This is a genomic window from Roseibium sp. LAB1, assembly GCF_054658235.1.
Genome location: NZ_BAAGIB010000009.1, coordinates 69,656 through 89,034, shown reverse-complemented (window position 1 = coordinate 89,034; position 19,379 = coordinate 69,656). Strand labels below are relative to the sequence as shown.

Genomic DNA, 19,379 nt, shown 5'->3' with positions numbered 1-19,379 from the left:
CCCTGTCGCCAGCGACGTTGCCGCCGTCGATGAACCGGGTTATACGCAGACCAACTCACCCCGTCAACAACCGTTTTGATTTTTTTTGAAAGAAAATTCGTCCCCCTTTCCAGGCAGTGGATATTAACCATTCACTAACCATGAAAAGGCCCGGTTTTCCTCAGTTTCACCCGATTGGCGCATTTCCGAAGCCCATCAGTCGCTGTCCCGCATCCACCACCAGAGTATGTCCGGTCACCTGTTTGGCCTCTGCCAGATAGATCACGGCGTCGACCACATCGTCCGGACCAAGCCCCGCACCAAGCGGCGTCAAATTCTGCCGGGAGTCAAAGTTTTCCTGGGTCTGGTCACTCGGCAGGATCAGGCCCGGAGCAACCGCATTCACGCGGATGCCCTTAGGCCCCAGATCGAACGCCGCCAGCCGGGTGGCACCGTCGAGAGCGAACTTGCCGCAGAAATAGCTGAACCGTTCCGGCGACGCCGATTGCATCTGAGTATCGAGCATGTTCACGATCGCCCCACCCTCCGGCAAGGGCTCCTGATTGGCAAAGGCCTGCATCAGGAACACAGGCGCAGCCGCATTGACGTTCATCAGGAACTGCCATGTATCCATGGTCAGGTCTGACAAGCTGTCGGTGTTGAAGGCCGATGCGGAATTGACCAGCACGCTGACCGGCCCTCCGAGAGCAGTGGCGGCCTCCCCGATCAGTTCGCCCGCTGTTCCGGGCCGGCTCAGGTCTTTTTGCAACAGCGCCGCCCTGCCGCCTTCCGAGACAATCTCGTCGTGAAGGTCCTGCGCGCCATCAGCGGAGGAGTTGTAATGGAGGCCCATGGCGTAACCCCGGTTCGCCAGACCTCTGGCGATTGCCTTGCCCAATCGCTTTCCGGCGCCTGTCACCAGGGCGATCCTGTCGTTTGCCATTTGCATTCCTCCGGAAGGCTCGAGTTGTCTCTATCCGCCCTTGTGCAAGTTGTGCTGAAAAGGCCGGGCAGGTCTTCAGGCGAAATCCTGCAGGTTCAAGACCGGCTGCACGCGCGGCACTTCATGGCTGCGCACCAGATTGGCCCTCGACATGACGGCAAGTGTGGCTGCGCTGGTTTGCGCCACCCGCACCTCATCCCGGAAGAGATAGACCGCACCTGTCAACTGAACCGTCACTGGCCAGCCGAGCTCGCGCAGGCGGAAGGACTGAAGAATGCTGTCGGTCTGATAGCGTATCCGGTCCGGACCGTCCGGCAAATGCAGCGCAAAGCCGAAACCGGGATCGACCCACAGCCGCTCGATTCCGGCTTCCGTCGCCAAATGGACTCGCTCGCGGAAGAATGTCAGCTGATGGTCGAAAATATCTTCGGCCGGCGGCAGGTAATCGGCGGAACGGGCATTCTTGCCCGGCGTATAGCACAACACGATACCTGCCTGATGTTTGGCGATCGCCTCGTAGAAGGCCGGGTCGTCAACGCGTCCCGTCAGATTGACCACGCCCGCCCCGGCCTCCAGCAGGGCGACGCCCACTTCCGGATGATAGGTTTCAACGGAAACAAGAATGCCTTCGTCGGCAAGAGCCTTTACGACCGGGCGCATGCGGTCGATCTGCCGCTCGGCCGCGACGATGTCTGCGGTCTCGCCGGTCGACTCCGCGCCGATGTCGACCATCGCCGCCCCCTCCAGCGTCATGCGCCGACCACGATAAAGCGCCGCTTCGAAGGTATGGCAGACCGTTTCGCGATAGGTGCTGTCCGGTGACAGGTTCAGGACGCCCATCTGATAGGTGCGGTCCTCGAACCGCCGGCCAAACTTTTCAAATTCGAAGGTTCGGATCGGTGCTTCGAGGGCATCGCGATACTTGAGCCAGAGCGGCAGCAGGCGGTCGGCGGATATCATGTGAGGCAGGGCTCCCGGTGTCGAACCTCTTGCCCGGATCAGGACCGGGCGGGATCAGGCAAGTTTCAGGGCAGATAGGGAAAAGCGGCAGGACGGCAAGGTCAACCGGCTGGCCGACGTCGCTTGACGCGAATGCCGACCCCCGCCGCTTCATCAAAGATGTCCGGTTTGGTGACCTTCACACTCACCTCTTCGACCAGCTCATTCGTCAGGGCAAATTCCGCGACAGATTCGGCCCAGTCCTCGACAAGATCGATATGCTCGCCGGAGGCGGCCTTCTCCAGGATGAACTCGACCGCGTCGGCATAGGAAACGAATGCACCGGTTTCGCGCACGATCCGGCGATAGCCGGCCACGGTCTGCATCTCGATATCGAAGCAGACGGTTTGCGTCCGGTTTTTCTCGCTGTCCAGAATGCCGATCTGCGCCGCGACTTTCAGTCCTTCGATGAGGATGACATCACGCCCGTCCTCGACAAGGGTATCGCCATTCGTTTCCATTCGGGTCTCCGGAGTTCCAGGCATGACCGGCATCATCACGATCGCCGTGAAGTGTCTCAGCAGATGGATGTAACCGGATGCCTCGTCCGGTCAAGCCTGCCGCATTGCCCGAAAGGTCTATTCCGCCGCCGCGCCGGCAGCCTCCAGAACATCGACGGCAAGGGTGACGCCGCGCAGTTCCGCCAATCCGCGCAAGCGGCCAATCGCCGGATATCCGGGTGTCGACGTTCCGCCGAGATCGCTCAATATGCGATGCCCATGGTCGGGCCGCATTGGGATCACCTTGCCAACCTGCCGTTCGACACGCCGCAGGGCACGAATGATGGCGACCATGTCGACATCGCCCTCAAGATGCGCATCTTCGTGGAAACTGCGCGGATCCTGCTCGCGCTTCGTTGCCCTCAGATGGGCAAAATGAATGCGTTCGCCCAATGCATCGATGATTTCGGGAATATTGTTGTCCGCGCTTACACCAAGCGAGCCGGAGCAGACGGTAAAGCCGTTTGCCATCGACGGGTTCATGCCGGCAATCCGGTTCAGATCGCCAAGTGAGCCGACGATCCGCGGCAAGCCGAAGAGTGACCGCGGCGGATCATCCGGATGGATGGCCAACATGGCACCTTCTTCTTCAGCTGCGGGAACGACGATCTCAAGAAAGGTCTGAAGATTGCGGAAAAGTTCTTCCCGGCCGATATCGCGATAGGAAGCCAGACGGTCGCGGAACGTCTCCAGCGTGTAGCTTTCTTCCGAACCGGGAAGCCCTGCAATGATGTTGGCGGTCAGCCGGTTCCGTTCCTCGGCGGACATGCGGGCAAACCGCTCTTCGGCACGCGCAATGTCCGCCTCGTCATAATCGGCTTCCGCTCCCTCGCGTTGCAGGATGAACAGGTCGAACGCGGCATAGGCCACAAACTCAAAGCGCAGCGCCGTTGCCCCGTCCTGAAGTTCGAAATCGAGATCCGTCCGGGTCCAGTCCAGCACAGGCATGAAATTGTAGCAGATGGTCCTGATGCCCTGGCGCGCCAGCGCCCGCACAGTCTCGGACCAGTTTACCGCCCATTTTTCCCATCCGGGAGCGCCGGTCTTGATGTCCTCATGCACGGGAATGCTCTCGGTAACCACCCATTCCAGCCCGGCCGCCTCGATCATCTGTCGGCGCAAAGCGATTTCCTCTTCCGGCCAGAAAGTGCCGTTCGGAATGTCATGCAGGGCGGTCACGATGCCGCTCGCGCCTGTCTGGCGGATATCTCTCAGGGAGATGGGGTCCTGCGGTCCGAACCAGCGCCAGCTCTCGATCATCGACTGAAGTCTTTCTTGTTGTTATCGCTGCAGCGTTTTGCGTTTGGGGAACTATTGTCGGCACACCTCAGACGGCGGCGATCACGGCGCGGCCTGAGCCGGCGTATAAAGGTAACCGTCGAATTCCGGATCGCCGACGTCGGAAAGCTCAAGCAGGGTCAAGCGAACATTTTCCAGGTGCTGCCACATGGCCTGGCGCGCCTTGTCCGAATTGCGGTGGCGCAACGCCTCCAGAATTTCAGCGTGGTCGTCCAGCCATTTCGCCCTGTAACTGAGATCGAAGATACGATCGTGCAACCGAGCCCACATGGAACTGTTTTCGCGCTTGTTCCAAAGGTCTTCCACCTGGTCGACCAGAACGCTGTTCTGGGTCGCTTCGGCGATCAGCTGGTGAAACTGCCGATCAGCGGTGTAATCTTCTTCGCCGTTCTCGATCGCCCGGCGCTCCAGATCCAGTGTCTCACGCAAATGGATGATATCGTTTTTGGTTATCGTGGTGGCGGCAAAGCCCGCGATGCTGCTTTCCAGAAGCTGGCGGGCCTGCAGGAGCTCGAAGGGACCGTAATCGGCTTTTGGAATGTGAAGCGAAATCTTCTCACCGGCGGCCACATAGCTGCCGGAGCCCTTGCGCACATCCAGATAGCCTTCGATCTCCAGAACGATGAAAGCCTCGCGCACCAGCGATCGGCTGATCCCGAGTTCCACGGAAATCTGCCGCTCGGTCGGAAACTTGTCGCCGGGCTTGTAGCCCTGCTCCTCGATACGCCTTGCGAGAAGTTCGGCAATTTCCTGGTACCGGCGCTTTCCTGCATCGCTGGTCATGAGGCTTTCCTTGCTTCCTCCCCGGCGTCGGAAATCTCGCGATAATAGTCGGCCAGGATATGGAATGCTTTTTTCTTGGTTTTCTTGTCGGCGGCAATCAGCCCCTTGTGATTATAGCCGTTCTGAAAGATGTTTTGGCGCCGTTCGACACGAAAATCGTAAAGTATCCACGGCGACATGCCTTTGATATAGCCAAGCTCGCGCAGAGTTGCGATCTGCCTTGTATAGACTTCGGCCATATAGTCTTCGCTGAAGAGGCCTGATTTGGGGCCTTTCTCACCGATAACCCCGTCGGCTCCGGTTTCCGAGATCACCACCGGCCGGTCCGGATCGGAATTCTCGCCGATCGCGGCAAGGTCGTCGAAATTCTCTTCGTACCAGCCGTAATATTCGTTGAGACCGATGATATCGATATGGGCCGCCAGCCTGTCCTCGATACGGTTGCGCGCGTGATTGACCAGGCAGGCTGCGGATGTCAGCCGTGTGGGGTCGAGGCGCTTGCAGGTTTCCGCAAGGCCTTTCATGAAGGTCAGGCGGGCATCCGTGTCCGGGTTTTCGTTGCCGACAGACCAGATGACAACGCTTGCCCGGTTGCGGTCCCGCTTGATCAGTTCCGACAACTGGTTTTCAGCATCACGGTAGGTCGCCGGATTGGCGAAATCGATCGCCCAATAGACCGGAATTTCCTCCCACAGCAAAAAGCCGAGTTCATCCGCGATCTGCGCGGCCTGCTCATGATGGGGATAATGCGCCAGGCGCAGGTAATTGCAGCCAAGTTCGCGCGCATGGGCAAAGCGGCGGCGCAGGTCGTCTTCATTCGTGACCTTGCCGAGGGTCGCATCGTCCTCGTGCACGGAAATCCCGCGCAGGAAAACGGGCTGCCCGTTGAGCAGGATGTCCGTGCCCCGTCGCTCGATCTGGCGAAAGCCGATCCGGTCGCTCACACGATCTTCGCCGCAGGCGAGGTTGACATCATAAAGAACCGGAGCTTCCGGGCTCCAGAGCTGCGGCCGGGCCGCAATGTCGAGCGTTCCCTTTCCGTCCGCATCCAGCGCGATGTCTTGCTGGACGCCGAGCCCGGGAATGGACAGGGTTGCAGCACCGGCAGGTGCTCCGTCCACCGTCACCTCGGCCCTCAGGGTGGAATAAGTGCCATCCGGCACCAGGTAGACAAAAAAGTCCTTGATCAGTGTCCTGGGCGTTTCGAAAAAGGAAACCTCCCGGTAGATCCCACCGTAATTGAACCAGTCGGTATTGCGCATCGGTACACGGTCGCGTGTGCGGGTGTTGTTGACGCAAGCCATGATCCAGTTGCGGCCGGTTTTCAGTCTGCCCGTAAGTTCGACGCAGAAGGGCGTCGATGCGCCGTAGTGGTTGCCCAGGAATTCGCCGTTCACAAAGATCTTGCAGTCGTAGCTTGCTGCACCGAACCTCAGGAACTGGCGCTTGGAGGTATCGACGGTCTCAATGTCGAGAGGCCGTGTGTACCAGGCGCTGCCTTCGAAGAAGTACCACTTCTCCTTCACCATCGCCCAGTTGGAAGGCACCGGCACCGTTTCACCCATATATGGATCATAGTCCCAGGGCTCGGTGCGGTCTTCAGGTGCCTCCGGCAACATGGCGAACCATTTCTGCCGGAGGCCGGTGTCGAGAAGATCGACACAGAAGGTCCAGTCGCCGTCGAGGCTTTCCGATGCCCGCCCGCCCATGAAGATCAGGCCATCATGGTTCAAAGACTGCGTGTTGAAAGGCACGTCGTAGTCTTCGTCATGCAGCGCCTGCAAGGCGTTGTCGGCGAGATGGGAACGTTCGAGCATCGGTCAGGTCTCCGGCAGGACTTTCAAATATCGGCAGTTGTTATTGCGCTGTTGCCTTGATGCGCTTGATCAGATCGGCAACGACCGGAGACTTTGCCGCCGCTTCTTCATGCATCGGCAGAACGGCCTCGATGAACGGACCCTTTTCCACTTCGATGAATTCCACGCCGAGCTCGTTCTTGGCGGTCTCGACGGCTTCCGCGCTCATGGCATCCCACTGTTTGCGGTGGAAATCCATGGATTCACGTGCTGCTGTGCGCATGGCTTCCTTCTGCTCGTCGGTCAGATCGTTCCAGGAGCTGGTGGAAATCATCACGACTGACGGGATCATGGTGTGACCGTCATCGGAGTAGAACTTGGACACTTCGCCGTGGCGGGCGGAGGTCAGGGCGATCGGGTTGTTTTCCGCACCATCGACAACACCCTGCTGCAAGGCACTGTAAAGCTCACCCCAGGCAATCGGGGTCGGGTTGGCACCGAGCAGCTCGACCATGCGAATGGCGGACGGGCTCGGCTGAACGCGGATCTTCATGCCTTTCAGGTCGGCCGGGGAATGGATCGGCTTGTTGGCATAGAAGGAGCGTGCGCCTTCGATGTAATAGGCAAGGCCGATGAAGCCCTTGTCTTCGGACGAGGCCAGAATGTCCGCGCCGATATCGCTTGTCAGGACATCATAGTAGTGATCCGCGCTGACGAAGATATAAGGCAGGTTCAGCGCGCCGTAGGACTCCTCAAAGGCTTCCAGCTCGGAAGCGTTGGAGCGAGCCATGTCCAGGGAACCGTTTTGCATCAGTTCCATGGATTCGCGCTGCGTGCCCAGCTGTGCATTGGCGTAGATGCGGATTTTCAGATCGCCGTCTGTCAGTTCCTCAACGCGGTCGGCCATGAACTGCATCGACTTGTGCAGCGGATGGTCTTCCGGATTGTTGTGGTTCAGGCGCAGTGTCTTGGCACTGGCAGCAGACCCAAGGGCGACGACGCCCGCGGCCAGAACAGCCGCCAGCTTAACGAATTTCGACATGATTTCCTCCCAATTGCAGCCTTGGCCGCAGGACTTGCGTTCCATTGCGGAACGGATCGGTTGGCCGCGGGACTTGCAAGGCCAGACCGCCGCGGATGCAGAATTGTTCGTCCAATTTTCAAAATCAGTCAACCTTTTTTGGAAAATTGGTTGACCAATTTAATTTCCTGACGCATGTCTTAAGGTGTCGGAGCCCACGCCGCGCCTGTTGTCGCGGCACCAAAGAGGCCTGCGCGGGAGGAATATCGTGACAGTCATCACCAGAGGCGTGGACATGGTCCTGCGTCTCGTCATCACCATCGCCTTCGCCGTCCTGGTCGCCTGCGTCGTCTGGCAGGTCGTCTCGCGCTACGTGCTGCAAAGTCCGAGCACGGTGACCGACGAAATGGCCCGTTTCCTGTTCATCTGGGTTGCACTGCTGGGCGGGGCCTACACGTTCGGCCAGCGCCGGCACCTTGCCATCGACCTGCTGCCGGTGATCACCACCGGTGTCCTGCGGCTTCTGGTCAATTGCGGCATCATCGCCGCCATCGCGCTCTTTGCCGGGGTCGTGATGGTGTACGGCGGCCTCGATCTGGTCAGCCGCACACTGGAAACCCAGCAGGTTTCGCCAGCGCTGCGACTGCCCATGGGCCTTGTTTACGTCGCAATACCCTTCTCTGGGATCTGCATTCTCTACTACTGCCTGACCTTTCTGGGTGACGTCTTTCGCAGCGGCCGCGGGCCAAACGATCAGGGCGACACTGCCAGCATCGGCGGCCCCTTGGACTGACACCTGACCGGGAACGAGAAATTTCATGGATATCCAATCTGTCCTCGTCCTGTTTGGGACATTCGCCTTTCTGATGATCCTGGGCGTGCCGATTGCCTTCGCCATCGGTCTTGCGGCATTTGCCACCTTCCTGCTGTTCATGTCGTTCGACCAGTCGGTCTATATCGTCGCTCAGCAGGTTGCCTCCGGCCTCGACAGCTTCACACTGCTGGCGATCCCGTTCTTCATCCTGGCAGGCAACATCATGAACCGGGGCGGCATTGCCCTGCGGCTGATCGAATTCGCCAAGGTGCTGGCCGGCCGCCTGCCTGGCTCGCTGGCGCATTGCAACGTCATCGCTAACATGATGTTCGGCTCCATCTCCGGGTCTGCCGTCGCCTCGGCCGCAGCCGTCGGCGGAGTCATGTCTCCGCTGCAGAAGAAGGAAGGCTACGACCCGGCCTTCAGCGCGGCGGTCAACATCGCCTCCTGCCCGACGGGTCTTCTGATCCCCCCAAGTGCAACCTTCATCGTCTATTCGCTGATCACCAACGGCACCTCCATCGCCGCGCTCTTCGTTGCCGGATACATTCCCGGTATCCTGATGGGGCTCAGCCTGATGGTCGTGGCCGGCATCATCGCCAAGCGCAGAGGATACCCGGTCGCCGAACGGCCGACCGGCCAGGAGGTGATCGCCAAGACCCTGGACGCCATGCTGCCGCTCGGCCTGATCGTGATCGTCATGGGCGGCATCATCGGGGGCATCTTTACCGCGACCGAAGCCTCTGCCGTCGCCGTGGTCTATACGCTCTTCCTGGGCGTGATCTGGTACAGGGAAATTTCACCGCGCGAGCTGCCGGGCATCATCCTGGAAAGCGCCGTCACCACATCGATCGTGCTGCTGATGATCGGCTGCTCCATCGCCATGTCGAAGGCGATGGCCTTTGCGGATATTCCTTATTCGATCTCCGACACGCTGCTGAGCCTTTCCGAAAACCCCCTCGTGCTGCTCCTGATCATCAATCTGGCGCTGCTGGTGGTCGGCACCTTCATGGACATGACCCCGGCATTGCTGATCTTTACGCCGATCTTCCTGCCGGTTGTTACGGATCTTGGTATGGATCCGGTGCATTTCGGTGTCGTCATGACCTTCAACCTGTGTATCGGCATCTGCACACCGCCGGTGGGGTCGGCTCTCTTTGTCGGCTGTTCGGTCGGCGGCGTGAAGATCGGCCAGGTTCTCAAACCCATGCTCGGCTTCTATGTGGTGCTGGTCGCTCTCCTGCTACTGGTCACTTACGTACCTGCCCTCAGCCTGTTCCTGCCGCGTCTCCTCCTCGGCTACTAGGATCTGTCATGAAAGCCCTCAAAAACTGGCGCTATCTGGGCCGCTCCAGCGCCGGAATCGCACTTGAAGTCGAGAACCGGCACCGTCTGATGGTCAAGGTTCTGGAAAATACGCTCATCCGCGTTGTCCTGTTGAAGGACGGCACATATCGGCACGACCGGACCTGGGCCATTGCACCGGACGGCGACGTTCCGTTCTGCGGTCGTGCGCGCGACGACCTTATCGGCTTTTCCTGTCCCGCCTTCATTCTGGAAGAGCAGGACGACATGCTTGTCCTGGAAACGGAAAACCTGCGCCTGACCATCGGCACGCCGTTGGCCTTCATCTGGGAAAGCCGTCCGAATGCCGGTGAGGCGTGGCATGAGATTGCCCGCGACCGGCCGCAGGATGCCTACATGCTCGGGCGCCGGGACCATCGCAATCATCATTTCATGCGGCGGAACCCGGGAGAGCGCTACTATGGCCTTGGCGAAAAGGCCGGCGGACTGGAGCGCACCGGCAAACGCTTCGAGATGCGCAATCTCGATGCCATGGGCTACGATGCGCAGACAACCGACCCGCTCTACAAGCATGTGCCCTTCACCATCACCGACAAGGGCTCACTCGGCGCGGTCGGGCTTTACTACGACACGCTGGCGCCGTGCTGGTTCGATCTCGGCAACGAGAAGGACAACTACCACCTGCCTTTCCGCGCCTTCCGTGCGGCGGACGGGGATCTCGATTATTATTTCAGTTGGGCACCAAGCGTTCTGGACGTCGTCAAACAGCATCACCTGCTGACCGGCGGAACCGCCTTCATGCCGCGCTGGGGGCTTGGTTATTCCGGCTCGACCATGGCCTATACCGATTCCGAAAACGCGCAGGAAAGGTTGATGGAGTTCCTCGGCAAGTTGTCGGCAGAGGACATGCCCTGCGACAGTTTCCAGATGTCCTCCGGCTATACCGCCATCAAGGGCAAGCGCTACGTCTTCCATTGGAACACCGACCGGTTTCCCGATGTCGAGGCCATGACCCGGGCCTATGCCGAGGCAGGCATCAACCTCATTGCCAACATCAAGCCGGTGTTGCTGGACGACCATCCACTGTTCGGGGAAGCCACAGAAGCCGGTCTGTTTATTCGTGACAGCGAGACCGGGGCGCCAGAGCAGTCACCGTTCTGGGACGGTTACGGCTCTCACCTCGATTTCACCAACGAGTATACCGTCCGCTGGTGGCAACAAAACCTGAAGGAAAAGCTCTTTTCCAGAGGCATTGCCTGCACCTGGAACGACAACAACGAATATGAAGTCTGGGACGATGAAGCCGTCTGCGCTGGCTTCGGCAAGCCGATCCCGGTCAATCTGATCCGGCCCCTGCACAGCCAGTTGATGACCCGTGCATCCTACGAAGCCCAGGTAGCCCATCAGCCAACAAAACGGCCCTATCTGATTTCCCGCTGCGCCTGCCCGGGCACGCAGCGCTACGCCCAGACATGGACCGGCGACAATTACACCAGCTGGGACACGCTGCGCTGGAACATTCCCATGGGCCTTGGCCTCAGCCTTTCGGGCTTTTACAACATCGGCCACGATGTCGGCGGCTTTGCAGGCCCGCGGCCTGAGCCGGAACTGTTCCTGCGCTGGGTGCAGAACGGCATTTTCCATCCACGCTTTACCATCCATTCCTGGAACGACGATGGCACGGCCAACGAAGCCTGGATGTATCCGGAAGTCACACCGCTGGTGCGTGACGCGCTGAAGTTCCGGGCGCAACTGATCCCTTATCTCTACAGCCTACTGCATCTTGCCGTGACCGAGGGCGAACCGATGCTTCGGCCGCTGTTTCTGGATCATGCGGACGACCCCTCCTGCCGGAAAGCCGAGTTTGACTTCCTTCTGGGCCGGGATCTTCTGGTCGCAACAGTGGTCGAGGAAGGCGCGACGTCACGAAAGGTCACGCTGCCCGCCAACAAAGAAGGCTGGTGGGCCTTCGACGGCAGCAGCTGGCATGAAGGCGGCCAGGTGATCGAGGTGCCGGTTGCTCTCGACACCATTCCGCTCTTCGTCCGGGGCGGCACGGTCCTGCCAATGGCCGCCGCAAACCTCAGGGCAACACCTTCTGCCGACACGTCGCGCACGTGGCGCATCTATCCGCAGCCGGAGGGGACACCCGACAGGCACTCGCAATTTTATGACGACGACGGTGACTCGGTGGATGCATTGGCTGGCGAAAACTGCATCACCCGGCTTTGCCTGTCCCGCACGGCAGAGGCTGTGCGTCTGGATTGGCAACGTTCCGGCAACTGGCAACCGGCCTTTGACACGGTCTCCCTTTGGATGGCCGGAACCGGACCGTTGGTTGTCAACGGGACGGAGGCGCACGCTGATGGCACAATTGACTTCACGGTGCGCACCTCATGACCCTATCCGGCCAAATGCTCCGGACGGTTGATTACGACCGGACAAAGCTTCGCATTCGTCTGCTGCATATCGGCTTCGGCGCCTTTGCCAAGGCACATGTCCTGGTGTTTCACGACGAGATGCTGCGCCGGACGGGAAGCGACTGGGGAGTTGCGGTTGCGCGGCTCAATTCCGGGGCGGACGAGCTGACACGTCTAGACGAGGCCGGCGGGGTATTCACCGTCGGCGAAATGTCCGGCGATGATCTCTTCTTGCGCGAAATCGATGCGATACGCACAACGATCCACCCCAAGCGCGACGGCATCGATGCCCTGCCGGACCGGATCGCCAATCCGGACCTTGCCGTGATCACGCTGACGATCACCGAGAAAGGCTACTGCCTGAAGGACGGCAGGCTGGACGCAGACAATGCCGGCATCCGGCAGGACCTCGCGACGCCTGAAGCTCCTTCCACAGCCATCGGGGTTCTGGTGGCAGGCCTCCGGCGACGTCAGGCAGCCGGCCTGGCCGGTTTGACCATCCTTTCCTGTGACAACCTTCCCGCCAACGGCAACCTGTGCCGCCGCGCGGTTCTGGATTTCGCCAATGAGTCCAACCCGGATTTGGCGAGCTGGATCGAGGACAATTGCACTTTTCCCTGTTCCATGGTCGACCGCATCACACCTGCAATGTCGGACAGTTCGTTCGAGACGCTTCAGAACGCGCTTGGCCACAAGGACCGGAACGGCGTCCTGTGTGAAACATTCCGCCAATGGGTGATTGAAGACCGGTTTGCGGGCCCTCGTCCGGACTGGCATCTGGCGGGAGCCGAATTCGTCGGTGATGTCGCGCCGTTTGAAGAAATGAAACTTCGAATGCTGAACGGCAGCCATTCGTTTCTCGCCTATCTGGGAGCGCTGGCGGGCAAGGAAACGATCGCCGAATGCATGGCCGATCCTGTTTTCCGGGACGCCGCTCTTGCGCTGATGCTGAACGAACAGGCCCCGACTCTGGCCGTACCGGACGGTGTCGACATCAAGGCCTATGCCGAGGCACTGATTGCCCGTTTCGAAAACACGGCCCTTCACCACAAGACCACCCAGATTGCCTCTGACGGAAGCCAGAAGCTGCCGCAAAGGCTGCTGGCTCCTATCCGGCAGCACCTGAAGGAGAACAGCCCCTGGCCACTTTCGGCGCTCGCGGTCGCCGGCTGGATGCTCTACTGCCGCGGTGTTTCAAAAACAGGGGCCACACTGCCGCTGAACGACCCCATGTCCGACCGGATTGAAATCATCACGCGTGAAACGGATGGCCCCGACTATGTCGACAGGATGCTGTCGCTTTCCGAAGTTTTCGGCAGCGACCTGCCACGATCAGCGGAGTTTACCGGCGCAATCAAGTCTGCCTACAACCGGCTGCAGTCCGAAGACGTGACATCGGCTCTGAAGGGATAGACGCCGGCAATAAACTGTCCGCTTATGCCGGAGAGCTGCCGCTAGTCCCTGACGAGACGCAGGGTCCTGGGCTGTTCGGGGGGCTTCAGTCCGGAAAGCTCCTTGCAGCGTTCGGCTGCGGCCTGGACCGTGCGGCGGGCAAGGTCTTGAATGCCGTTTTCGTCAGCCATGAATTCCAGCATACCCGCTTCCGTCGTGCCGCCCTTGGACGTGACGGCAACGCGGAACCCGGTCGCATCCGCGTCGGGCTGCGCAAGCATGCGTCCGGCCCCGGCCACCGTCCGCACGGCCAGCTCGTGGGCAAGGTCCTCCGGCAGACCAAGGCGTGCCCCTGCTGCGGCAAAGGCCTCGGCCATGGCGAACACATAGGCCGGTCCCGCGCCGGACAGAGCGGTGACGACAGGCAGCAGGTCTTCGTCCGGCAGTTCGACAACGGAGCCAAAGGCGGCAAGCAGTTTCGTGACCTCCGCCTTCTGCCCGGCAGACAGTGCCTCATTGGCAACAAAGGTCGAAATCGCCGCACCGACGGTCGCCGGCAGATTTGGCATGGCACGGATAATTGGCGTTCCATCCGGGAATTGCTTTTCCAGGACAGAAATCGGCTTGCTGGCAGCAATCGACAGGATCACGGTGTCGCCACCACCAAAACTGCTCAGTGGCGCCAGAACCTTTTCAACAATCTGAGGACGCGTCGCGATGACAATGGCCGCGGGCGCAACCGGGAACGGCTCATTGATGTTGATACCGCCCTGGCTCTTCAACCAGTCGGAAGGCCTTGGATCGCGTACGAAGATGGATCCGGCCGGCAATCCTTTTGCCAGCCAGGCCTCCAGCAGGGCTTTGCCCATGAAACCGCATCCAATGAGGCAGACGCCCCTTTTCGCCAATTTGTCCATAGCTGCGCAATCACTAAAATTCAGATCTTCGAGCTAATAGAATGGTTTCTTGCTCTGGCAACAAGTCTTAACTGGTCGATACTGGTAATTTTTCGTTTCCCGCAAAATTCGTTTTAGAGGAATGAAATTGAGAATCTTCGTTTACTTGAGGTTTTTCCTTATAGACGGATGACGTAGGGAAGCCTGCCAATAGGCCTGCAACGACAATAATGACAAGTCTCGCTAGGGAAACTCCCCAACAAGACCAGCTATTCTCTACGTCACCTCAGCCCGACAATCACCCACCCCAGGTGTCGCTGAGCTTGTATCCGCCTGGCCAGGGGTCGCTTGGATCGAGCATGTGTTGGTGAATGCCGGTGACCCAACCACGGCCGGAAATCTCCGGAATAATTCCGGCCCGGTCCCTCACCATCTGCTCCGATACGATCCGGCCGGTGAAGGTGGATCCGATGATGGAAACGGCTTCGAAGGTGTCGCCGACCTTCATCTGGCCTCTGGCCGCCATCAATGCCATGCGTGCGGAAACGGCCGTGCCCGTCGGCGACCGGTCGACCTTGCCGGGCTGGATGGCAACCGCGGACCGGCCTGTGAGGCCGGTTGGAGTCTTGGACAGCGGACCGCAAAAGGCGCAGAAGGAGATATGGTTCCAGTCGGCGTTGTCCGGATGAGAGAACCCGAGCTGTTCGTTGGCCGCATTGGTGATCCGAACACCCAGACGGGCAATGTCCTTGGCCTCGTCTTCAACGATGCCGAACCCGAGCGCCTCCGCATCCACGACCACGAAACTGTCGCCGCCATAGGCTGTATCGACCGTCAGCGTGCCGAGGCCTTCGACCTCCAGCGGCACCGACAGCTTGTCGGCGAAGCTGGTGACGTTCTGGACGAAGATGCGCTCCGCCTTGCCATTCCGGCATTCGGCCTTCACCCGCACCAGCCCGCCGGGCGCTTCCAGAACCATTTCAGTGACCGGCTCGATCATCGGCACGATGCCACCGTCGAGCAGCACCGTGGAAACGCAGATGGAGTTGGACCCGGACATCGGCGGCGTGTCTTCCGGTTCCATGATGATGAAGGCGGCATCCGCTTCCGGATGTTTGGGCGGCACAAGCAGATTCACATGACGGAAGACGCCGCCGCGCGGTTCGTTCAGAACGAAATTGCGCAACGTCTGGTCTTTCGCAATAAAGCTGCGTTGCTCCCAGAGCGTTTCGCCCGGCGGCGGCGCAACACCGCCGACGATCACGTCGCCGACCTCACCTTCAGCATGACAGGAAATCACGTGGATGGTCTTGCTGCTGCGCATGTCTCTGCCTTGTGGTGAGCCGGGTCAGGAATAGCGGGCGACAGGTTCGCCCAGTGCATCGAAGATCGGCGTGATGCCGAGCCCCGGCTGGTCGGAAGCGGTCATGCGGCCATTGACGCGCTTCGGCGCGCCTTCCGCGATATCGACCGTGCCGTAACTGTTGAAGTCCGTCGCCGAGAAAGTGAAGTCAGACGGGGTCGAGCGCGCCAGATGGGCGATGGCTGCCGTGACGATGTCCCCGCCCCAGGTGTCCTCGATCGTCATCGGAATGCCGTGGGCAATGCAGAGATCACGCATCAACTTGGCCTTGGTGAGGCCACCGACCTTGGAGATCTTCAGGTTGATGCAGTCCATCGCGTCTTCAGCAATGCCGCGCACCAGCGTGTTCGGCCCGTCGATCACCTCGTCCAGAACGAATGGCAGCGCCGTCCGGCGGCGAATGGAGACGCTTTCCTCGTAAGTGAGGCAAGGCTGCTCGATATAGACATCGAGCGACGACACCGCCCCGACGACGCGTGCAGCTTCATGCCGGGTCCAGCCGGTATTGGCATCGGCCACCAGAAGGTCCGACTTTTTCAATACTGCGCGGGTGGCGTGGATGCGGTCGATATCGTCATTGGCATCGCCGCCGACCTTCAGCTGGAACTTGGTGTAGCCTTCGGCGGCATAACCTTCGATCTTCCTTGCCATGATCTCCGGGGCTTCCTGGCTGATCGCCCGGTAAAGCACCACATCATCCTGCGCCGCACCGCCAAGCAGGGTATAGAGCGGGTGGCCCGTCGCCTTGCCGAGCAGGTCCCAGCAGGCAATATCGATCGGAGCCTTTGCATAGGGGTGGCCGCGAAGGGCGGCATCCATCACCCGGTTGACCTCGCCGATATTGAGCGGGTCCATGCCGATCAGGTGCGGCGCCAGTTCCTGAAGTCCGGAGCGCACCCCAAGCGCGTAGCTCGGCAGATAGGCCGACCCGAGCGGGCAGCATTCGGCATAACCCTTGAGGCCTTCATCGGTCTCGATCTCGACAACGGTGCTGTCGAAAACGTCGACGAAATTGCCGTTCGACCAGCTGTAGCGTCCTTCTTTCAGGGGAAGATCGACCTGAAAGACGTTGATGGCCGTAATTATCATGAAGTTCCTCCTCCAGAAGAGATTAGAAACGCCGCGCGGAAAAAGCGGCCATATCGATGGGGTTTTGTGTGTCGGAGACGAGATTGGCGACAAGTTCCGCCGTTCCCGCGGATTGAGTCAGGCCGAGGTGGCCATGGCCGAAAGCATAGACGACCCGGCGGTCACCAGGCGACCGGTCGATAACCGGAAGGCTGTCCGGCATGGACGGCCGGAAGCCCATCCATTTCTTGCCACCCTCCGTTTTCAAGTCAGGCAGGAAACTCTTGGCCTTGTTCAGCAGGATGTCGGCACGCCTGTAATTCGGCGGAAGCGTCAATCCACCCAGTTCGACCGCCCCACCGACCCGGACGCCACCATTGATCTTGGTGACGACGAAGCCATGACCGGAAAAGGTCAGGTGAGTTTTCAGATCAAAGGAACCTTCCGGCAGCGTGGTGTTGTAACCGCGCTCGGTTTCCAGCGGGATGCGGTCGCCAATCGTCTTCACAAGATGGTGCGACCAGGCACCGGATGCGACAACGACCTGATGTGCTTCCAGGTGTCTCCCCGAGACGTCAACCCGAACTGCCTGCTCCAGCGGTTTCAATCCTGAGACGTCGGCTTTTTCAACACGGCCGCCTCGTTTCAGAAAGACAGACGTCAGATGCGCCAGCCAGCGGGCGGGATCGCATGTATTGGTCCAGTCCGGCGTGAAGGCGGCATGGGTGAAGCGACGGTCGAGACCCGGTTGAATGGCGGCAATTGCCTCCGGGCTTTCCAGCAGTTCGAACCGGATGCCTTGCTGCTTGCGCAGCTCCCAGCCTGGCAGGCTGGCGCGGAACTCCGCTTCGCCTTCATAAAGCTGCAGCTGCCCTTCGGCCTGGATCAGGGAGGCTGCTCCGGTGTCCGAAACCTGCCGGGCAAGGGCATCCTGCGCCAGCTTCATCAACTCGGCCTGCGCCGTCACCGACGCCTGATAGCGGTCCGGCCAGCTTGCCCGCCAGAACCGCAGCATCCAGGGTGCGATCTTGAGGGTATAGGCGGGCGGAACGGAGAGCGGACCAAGCGGATCGAGCAGCCATTTCGGTGCCTTGCGCATGATGCCCGGCGTTGCCAGCGGGATGATATCGGTAAAGGCGAAGGCACCGGCGTTCATCTCCGATGCGCGCGCTGTTTCCGCTTGCCGATCCAGCACAAGCACCTGCTGCCCCCTTGCCTGAAGGGCAAGCGCGGAACTGATGCCGATGATGCCGGCGCCGATCACGATGATATCCTGGACGGTCTCATCCGCCATTTTCAAAGTCTTTCAAAAAGGCCCGCGAGGCAGGGCAAAGTACCTCGCAGGCGGTTTGCTGCCCGTTGGCCGCACTTTAGGGAAGCGTGTAGGCGGTCTTGACCGAAGTGTAGAATTCAGCGGCGTAACGCCCCTGTTCGCGCGAGCCGAAGCTGGATCCTTTGGTGCCGCCAAAGGGTACGTGATAATCGACCCCTGCCGTCGGCAGATTGACCATCACCATGCCGGCCTCGGCATTGGCCTTGAAGTGGCTGGCATGCTTCAGCGACGTAGTGCAGATACCGGAGCTGAGCCCGAACTCCGTGTCGTTGGCGACAGCCAGGGCTTCCTCGTAATCCTTCACGCGGATGACGGACGCGACCGGTCCGAAAACTTCTTCAGTGTTGATCCGCATCGCGTTGTCGGTTTCGCTCACTAGCGCCGGCGCCATGTAGAAACCTTCAGTGTCCCGGTTGAGCCGCTCCCCGCCCTGAACCTTGCCGCCTTCCTTTGCCGCGATATCAACATAGGAAAGGTTCTGCTGCAGTTGCCGATCATCAACCACCGGGCCCATCTGCACGCCATCTTCGAGAGCGTTGCCGACCTTCAGCGCCTGCATGCGCTCGGCAAGCGCTGCGACGAAGCGGTCGTGAATGCCGTCGGTCACCACCAGCCGTGAGCTTGCCGTGCAGCGCTGACCGGTGGAGAAGAACGCCCCGTTGAGCGAAGCCTCGACGGCTATGGCAAGGTCGGCATCATCCAGAACCACCATCGGGTTCTTGCCGCCCATTTCCAGCTGCACCTTTTTCAGGCGCTGGCCGCAGGCAGCCGCAATCCCCCGACCTGTCGGCACCGAGCCAGTGAAGGAAATCGCCTTTACCTTGGCGCTTTCCACCAGACGCGGGCCAATCTGCGAACCGCGCCCCATCACCAGGTTGACCACGCCTTCCGGCAGGCCGGAGCGGGACAGGATCTCGATGAGGGCATGGGCACAGCCCGGCACCAGTTCTGCCGGCTTCAAAACAACCGCGTTGCCGTAGCAAAGTGCCGGAGCAATCTTCCATGCAGGAATTGCTATCGGGAAATTCCATGGCGTAATCAGGCCGACAACGCCAACCGGAAAACGGGTGACATCGACCTCGATACCGGGTCTGACGGACGCCAGCCGGTCCCCCGCAAGCCGCAATGCTTCGCCGGCAAAGAACTTGAAAATCTGCCCGGCACGTGCCACCTCGCCAATGCCCTCCGGCAGGGTCTTGCCTTCTTCGCGTGATAGCAGCCGGCCAAGCTCGCCCTTGCGGGCAAGCAGTTCCGTGCCGACGAAATCCAGCACGTCGAAACGCTGCTGCGGCGTCGAGGCTGCCCATCCGGGTGCGGCCTGATGGGCAGCGTCTATGGCCTGGTCAAGCTGGTCAACCCCAGCCTTTGCGGCATGGCCGAGAATATCGCTGATATCCGACGGATTGACGTTGGGCGTGCTTTCGGATGTTTCGAGCCATTGGCCGCCGACAAAATTCCTGTAATCCAT

The 19,379-nt window shown here is 60.2% G+C and carries 16 protein-coding genes; 4 read left to right on the top strand and 12 right to left on the bottom strand.

Annotation, left to right across the window (positions count from 1 at the left end; translation table 11 throughout):
* Nucleotides 1-166: 166 nt before the first annotated feature.
* From ACYQ54_RS27670 to ACYQ54_RS27640, 7 genes are all read right to left on the bottom strand, one after another.
* Nucleotides 167-922: an SDR family oxidoreductase gene (locus tag ACYQ54_RS27670; protein ID WP_460088214.1), complete on the bottom strand. Its 756-nt coding sequence runs from the start codon at nucleotides 920-922 to the stop codon at nucleotides 167-169.
* 75 nt (nucleotides 923-997) lie between these two features.
* Complete coding sequence (locus tag ACYQ54_RS27665) at nucleotides 998-1,882, bottom strand: dihydropteroate synthase (protein WP_460088212.1); 885 nt, start codon at nucleotides 1,880-1,882, stop codon at nucleotides 998-1,000.
* Between the two features lie 101 nt (nucleotides 1,883-1,983).
* A complete protein-coding gene (locus tag ACYQ54_RS27660; RefSeq protein WP_460088209.1) occupies nucleotides 1,984-2,382 on the bottom strand; it encodes a dihydroneopterin aldolase in 399 nt (132 codons plus the stop codon).
* A gap of 117 nt (nucleotides 2,383-2,499) precedes the next feature.
* The gene (gene uxuA / locus ACYQ54_RS27655; RefSeq protein WP_460088206.1) at nucleotides 2,500-3,681 is read right to left on the bottom strand and encodes a mannonate dehydratase; all 1,182 of its coding nucleotides are present in this window, start codon (nucleotides 3,679-3,681) and stop codon (nucleotides 2,500-2,502) included.
* Between the two features lie 81 nt (nucleotides 3,682-3,762).
* On the bottom strand, nucleotides 3,763-4,503 hold the full coding sequence (locus tag ACYQ54_RS27650) for an FCD domain-containing protein (RefSeq protein ID WP_460088204.1): 741 nt from the start codon (nucleotides 4,501-4,503) through the stop codon (nucleotides 3,763-3,765).
* On the bottom strand, nucleotides 4,500-6,320 hold the full coding sequence (locus ACYQ54_RS27645) for a glycoside hydrolase family 2 protein (RefSeq protein WP_460088201.1): 1,821 nt from the start codon (nucleotides 6,318-6,320) through the stop codon (nucleotides 4,500-4,502). The genes ACYQ54_RS27650 and ACYQ54_RS27645 overlap by 4 nt, the downstream gene beginning before the upstream one ends.
* Nucleotides 6,321-6,360: 40 nt before the next feature.
* Nucleotides 6,361-7,341, bottom strand: coding sequence for a TRAP transporter substrate-binding protein (locus ACYQ54_RS27640; RefSeq protein ID WP_460088199.1), 981 nt, complete (start codon nucleotides 7,339-7,341; stop codon nucleotides 6,361-6,363).
* A 247-nt stretch (nucleotides 7,342-7,588) separates the two neighbouring features.
* Here ACYQ54_RS27640 and ACYQ54_RS27635 point away from each other — a divergent pair, with 247 nt between their 5' ends.
* From ACYQ54_RS27635 to ACYQ54_RS27620, 4 genes are read left to right on the top strand one after another with little or no spacing between them, the layout of a single operon-like run.
* A complete protein-coding gene (locus ACYQ54_RS27635; RefSeq protein WP_460088196.1) occupies nucleotides 7,589-8,113 on the top strand; it encodes a TRAP transporter small permease in 525 nt (174 codons plus the stop codon).
* Nucleotides 8,114-8,138: 25 nt separating this feature from the next.
* A complete protein-coding gene (locus tag ACYQ54_RS27630) occupies nucleotides 8,139-9,440 on the top strand; it encodes a TRAP transporter large permease (RefSeq protein ID WP_460088195.1) in 1,302 nt (433 codons plus the stop codon).
* Nucleotides 9,441-9,448: 8 nt separating this feature from the next.
* The gene (locus tag ACYQ54_RS27625) at nucleotides 9,449-11,839 is read left to right on the top strand and encodes a glycoside hydrolase family 31 protein (RefSeq protein ID WP_460088192.1); all 2,391 of its coding nucleotides are present in this window, start codon (nucleotides 9,449-9,451) and stop codon (nucleotides 11,837-11,839) included.
* Nucleotides 11,836-13,272: a mannitol dehydrogenase family protein gene (locus tag ACYQ54_RS27620; protein ID WP_460088190.1), complete on the top strand. Its 1,437-nt coding sequence runs from the start codon at nucleotides 11,836-11,838 to the stop codon at nucleotides 13,270-13,272. The genes ACYQ54_RS27625 and ACYQ54_RS27620 overlap by 4 nt, the downstream gene beginning before the upstream one ends.
* 41 nt (nucleotides 13,273-13,313) lie before the next feature.
* Here the strand turns inward: ACYQ54_RS27620 and proC are convergent, their stop codons facing one another.
* The 5 genes from proC to ACYQ54_RS27595 form a co-directional block, all read right to left on the bottom strand.
* Nucleotides 13,314-14,168 (bottom strand): pyrroline-5-carboxylate reductase, encoded by an 855-nt coding sequence (proC, locus tag ACYQ54_RS27615; protein ID WP_460088188.1) that lies wholly within the window; start codon nucleotides 14,166-14,168, stop codon nucleotides 13,314-13,316.
* Nucleotides 14,169-14,445: 277 nt separating this feature from the next.
* Nucleotides 14,446-15,471, bottom strand: coding sequence for a trans-3-hydroxy-L-proline dehydratase (locus tag ACYQ54_RS27610; RefSeq protein ID WP_460088185.1), 1,026 nt, complete (start codon nucleotides 15,469-15,471; stop codon nucleotides 14,446-14,448).
* A gap of 24 nt (nucleotides 15,472-15,495) precedes the next feature.
* Complete coding sequence (locus ACYQ54_RS27605; protein WP_460088182.1) at nucleotides 15,496-16,599, bottom strand: cis-3-hydroxy-L-proline dehydratase; 1,104 nt, start codon at nucleotides 16,597-16,599, stop codon at nucleotides 15,496-15,498.
* Nucleotides 16,600-16,621: 22 nt separating this feature from the next.
* Nucleotides 16,622-17,872 (bottom strand): NAD(P)/FAD-dependent oxidoreductase, encoded by a 1,251-nt coding sequence (locus ACYQ54_RS27600; protein ID WP_460088180.1) that lies wholly within the window; start codon nucleotides 17,870-17,872, stop codon nucleotides 16,622-16,624.
* A 76-nt stretch (nucleotides 17,873-17,948) separates the two neighbouring features.
* Nucleotides 17,949-19,379 carry an aldehyde dehydrogenase family protein gene (locus ACYQ54_RS27595; protein ID WP_460088179.1) on the bottom strand — a complete coding sequence of 477 codons (1,431 nt, stop codon included), beginning with the start codon at nucleotides 19,377-19,379 and terminating at the stop codon, nucleotides 17,949-17,951.

Bases quoted from the DNA above. Each gene is read 5' to 3' on its own strand.
- ACYQ54_RS27630 (WP_460088195.1), top strand. From the start codon at position 8,139: ATGGATATCCAATCTGTCCTCGTCCTGTTTGGGACATTCGCCTTTCTG.
- ACYQ54_RS27605 (WP_460088182.1), bottom strand. From the start codon at position 16,599: ATGATAATTACGGCCATCAACGTCTTTCAGGTCGATCTTCCCCTGAAA.
- ACYQ54_RS27620 (WP_460088190.1), top strand. From the start codon at position 11,836: ATGACCCTATCCGGCCAAATGCTCCGGACGGTTGATTACGACCGGACA.
- ACYQ54_RS27600 (WP_460088180.1), bottom strand. From the start codon at position 17,872: ATGGCGGATGAGACCGTCCAGGATATCATCGTGATCGGCGCCGGCATC.
- ACYQ54_RS27640 (WP_460088199.1), bottom strand. From the start codon at position 7,341: ATGTCGAAATTCGTTAAGCTGGCGGCTGTTCTGGCCGCGGGCGTCGTC.
- ACYQ54_RS27625 (WP_460088192.1), top strand. From the start codon at position 9,449: ATGAAAGCCCTCAAAAACTGGCGCTATCTGGGCCGCTCCAGCGCCGGA.
- ACYQ54_RS27595 (WP_460088179.1), bottom strand. From the start codon at position 19,379: ATGGATTACAGGAATTTTGTCGGCGGCCAATGGCTCGAAACATCCGAA.
- proC (WP_460088188.1), bottom strand. From the start codon at position 14,168: ATGGACAAATTGGCGAAAAGGGGCGTCTGCCTCATTGGATGCGGTTTC.
- ACYQ54_RS27645 (WP_460088201.1), bottom strand. From the start codon at position 6,320: ATGCTCGAACGTTCCCATCTCGCCGACAACGCCTTGCAGGCGCTGCAT.
- ACYQ54_RS27660 (WP_460088209.1), bottom strand. From the start codon at position 2,382: ATGGAAACGAATGGCGATACCCTTGTCGAGGACGGGCGTGATGTCATC.
- ACYQ54_RS27610 (WP_460088185.1), bottom strand. From the start codon at position 15,471: ATGCGCAGCAGCAAGACCATCCACGTGATTTCCTGTCATGCTGAAGGT.
- ACYQ54_RS27665 (WP_460088212.1), bottom strand. From the start codon at position 1,882: ATGATATCCGCCGACCGCCTGCTGCCGCTCTGGCTCAAGTATCGCGAT.
- ACYQ54_RS27650 (WP_460088204.1), bottom strand. From the start codon at position 4,503: ATGACCAGCGATGCAGGAAAGCGCCGGTACCAGGAAATTGCCGAACTT.
- uxuA (WP_460088206.1), bottom strand. From the start codon at position 3,681: ATGATCGAGAGCTGGCGCTGGTTCGGACCGCAGGACCCCATCTCCCTG.
- ACYQ54_RS27670 (WP_460088214.1), bottom strand. From the start codon at position 922: ATGGCAAACGACAGGATCGCCCTGGTGACAGGCGCCGGAAAGCGATTG.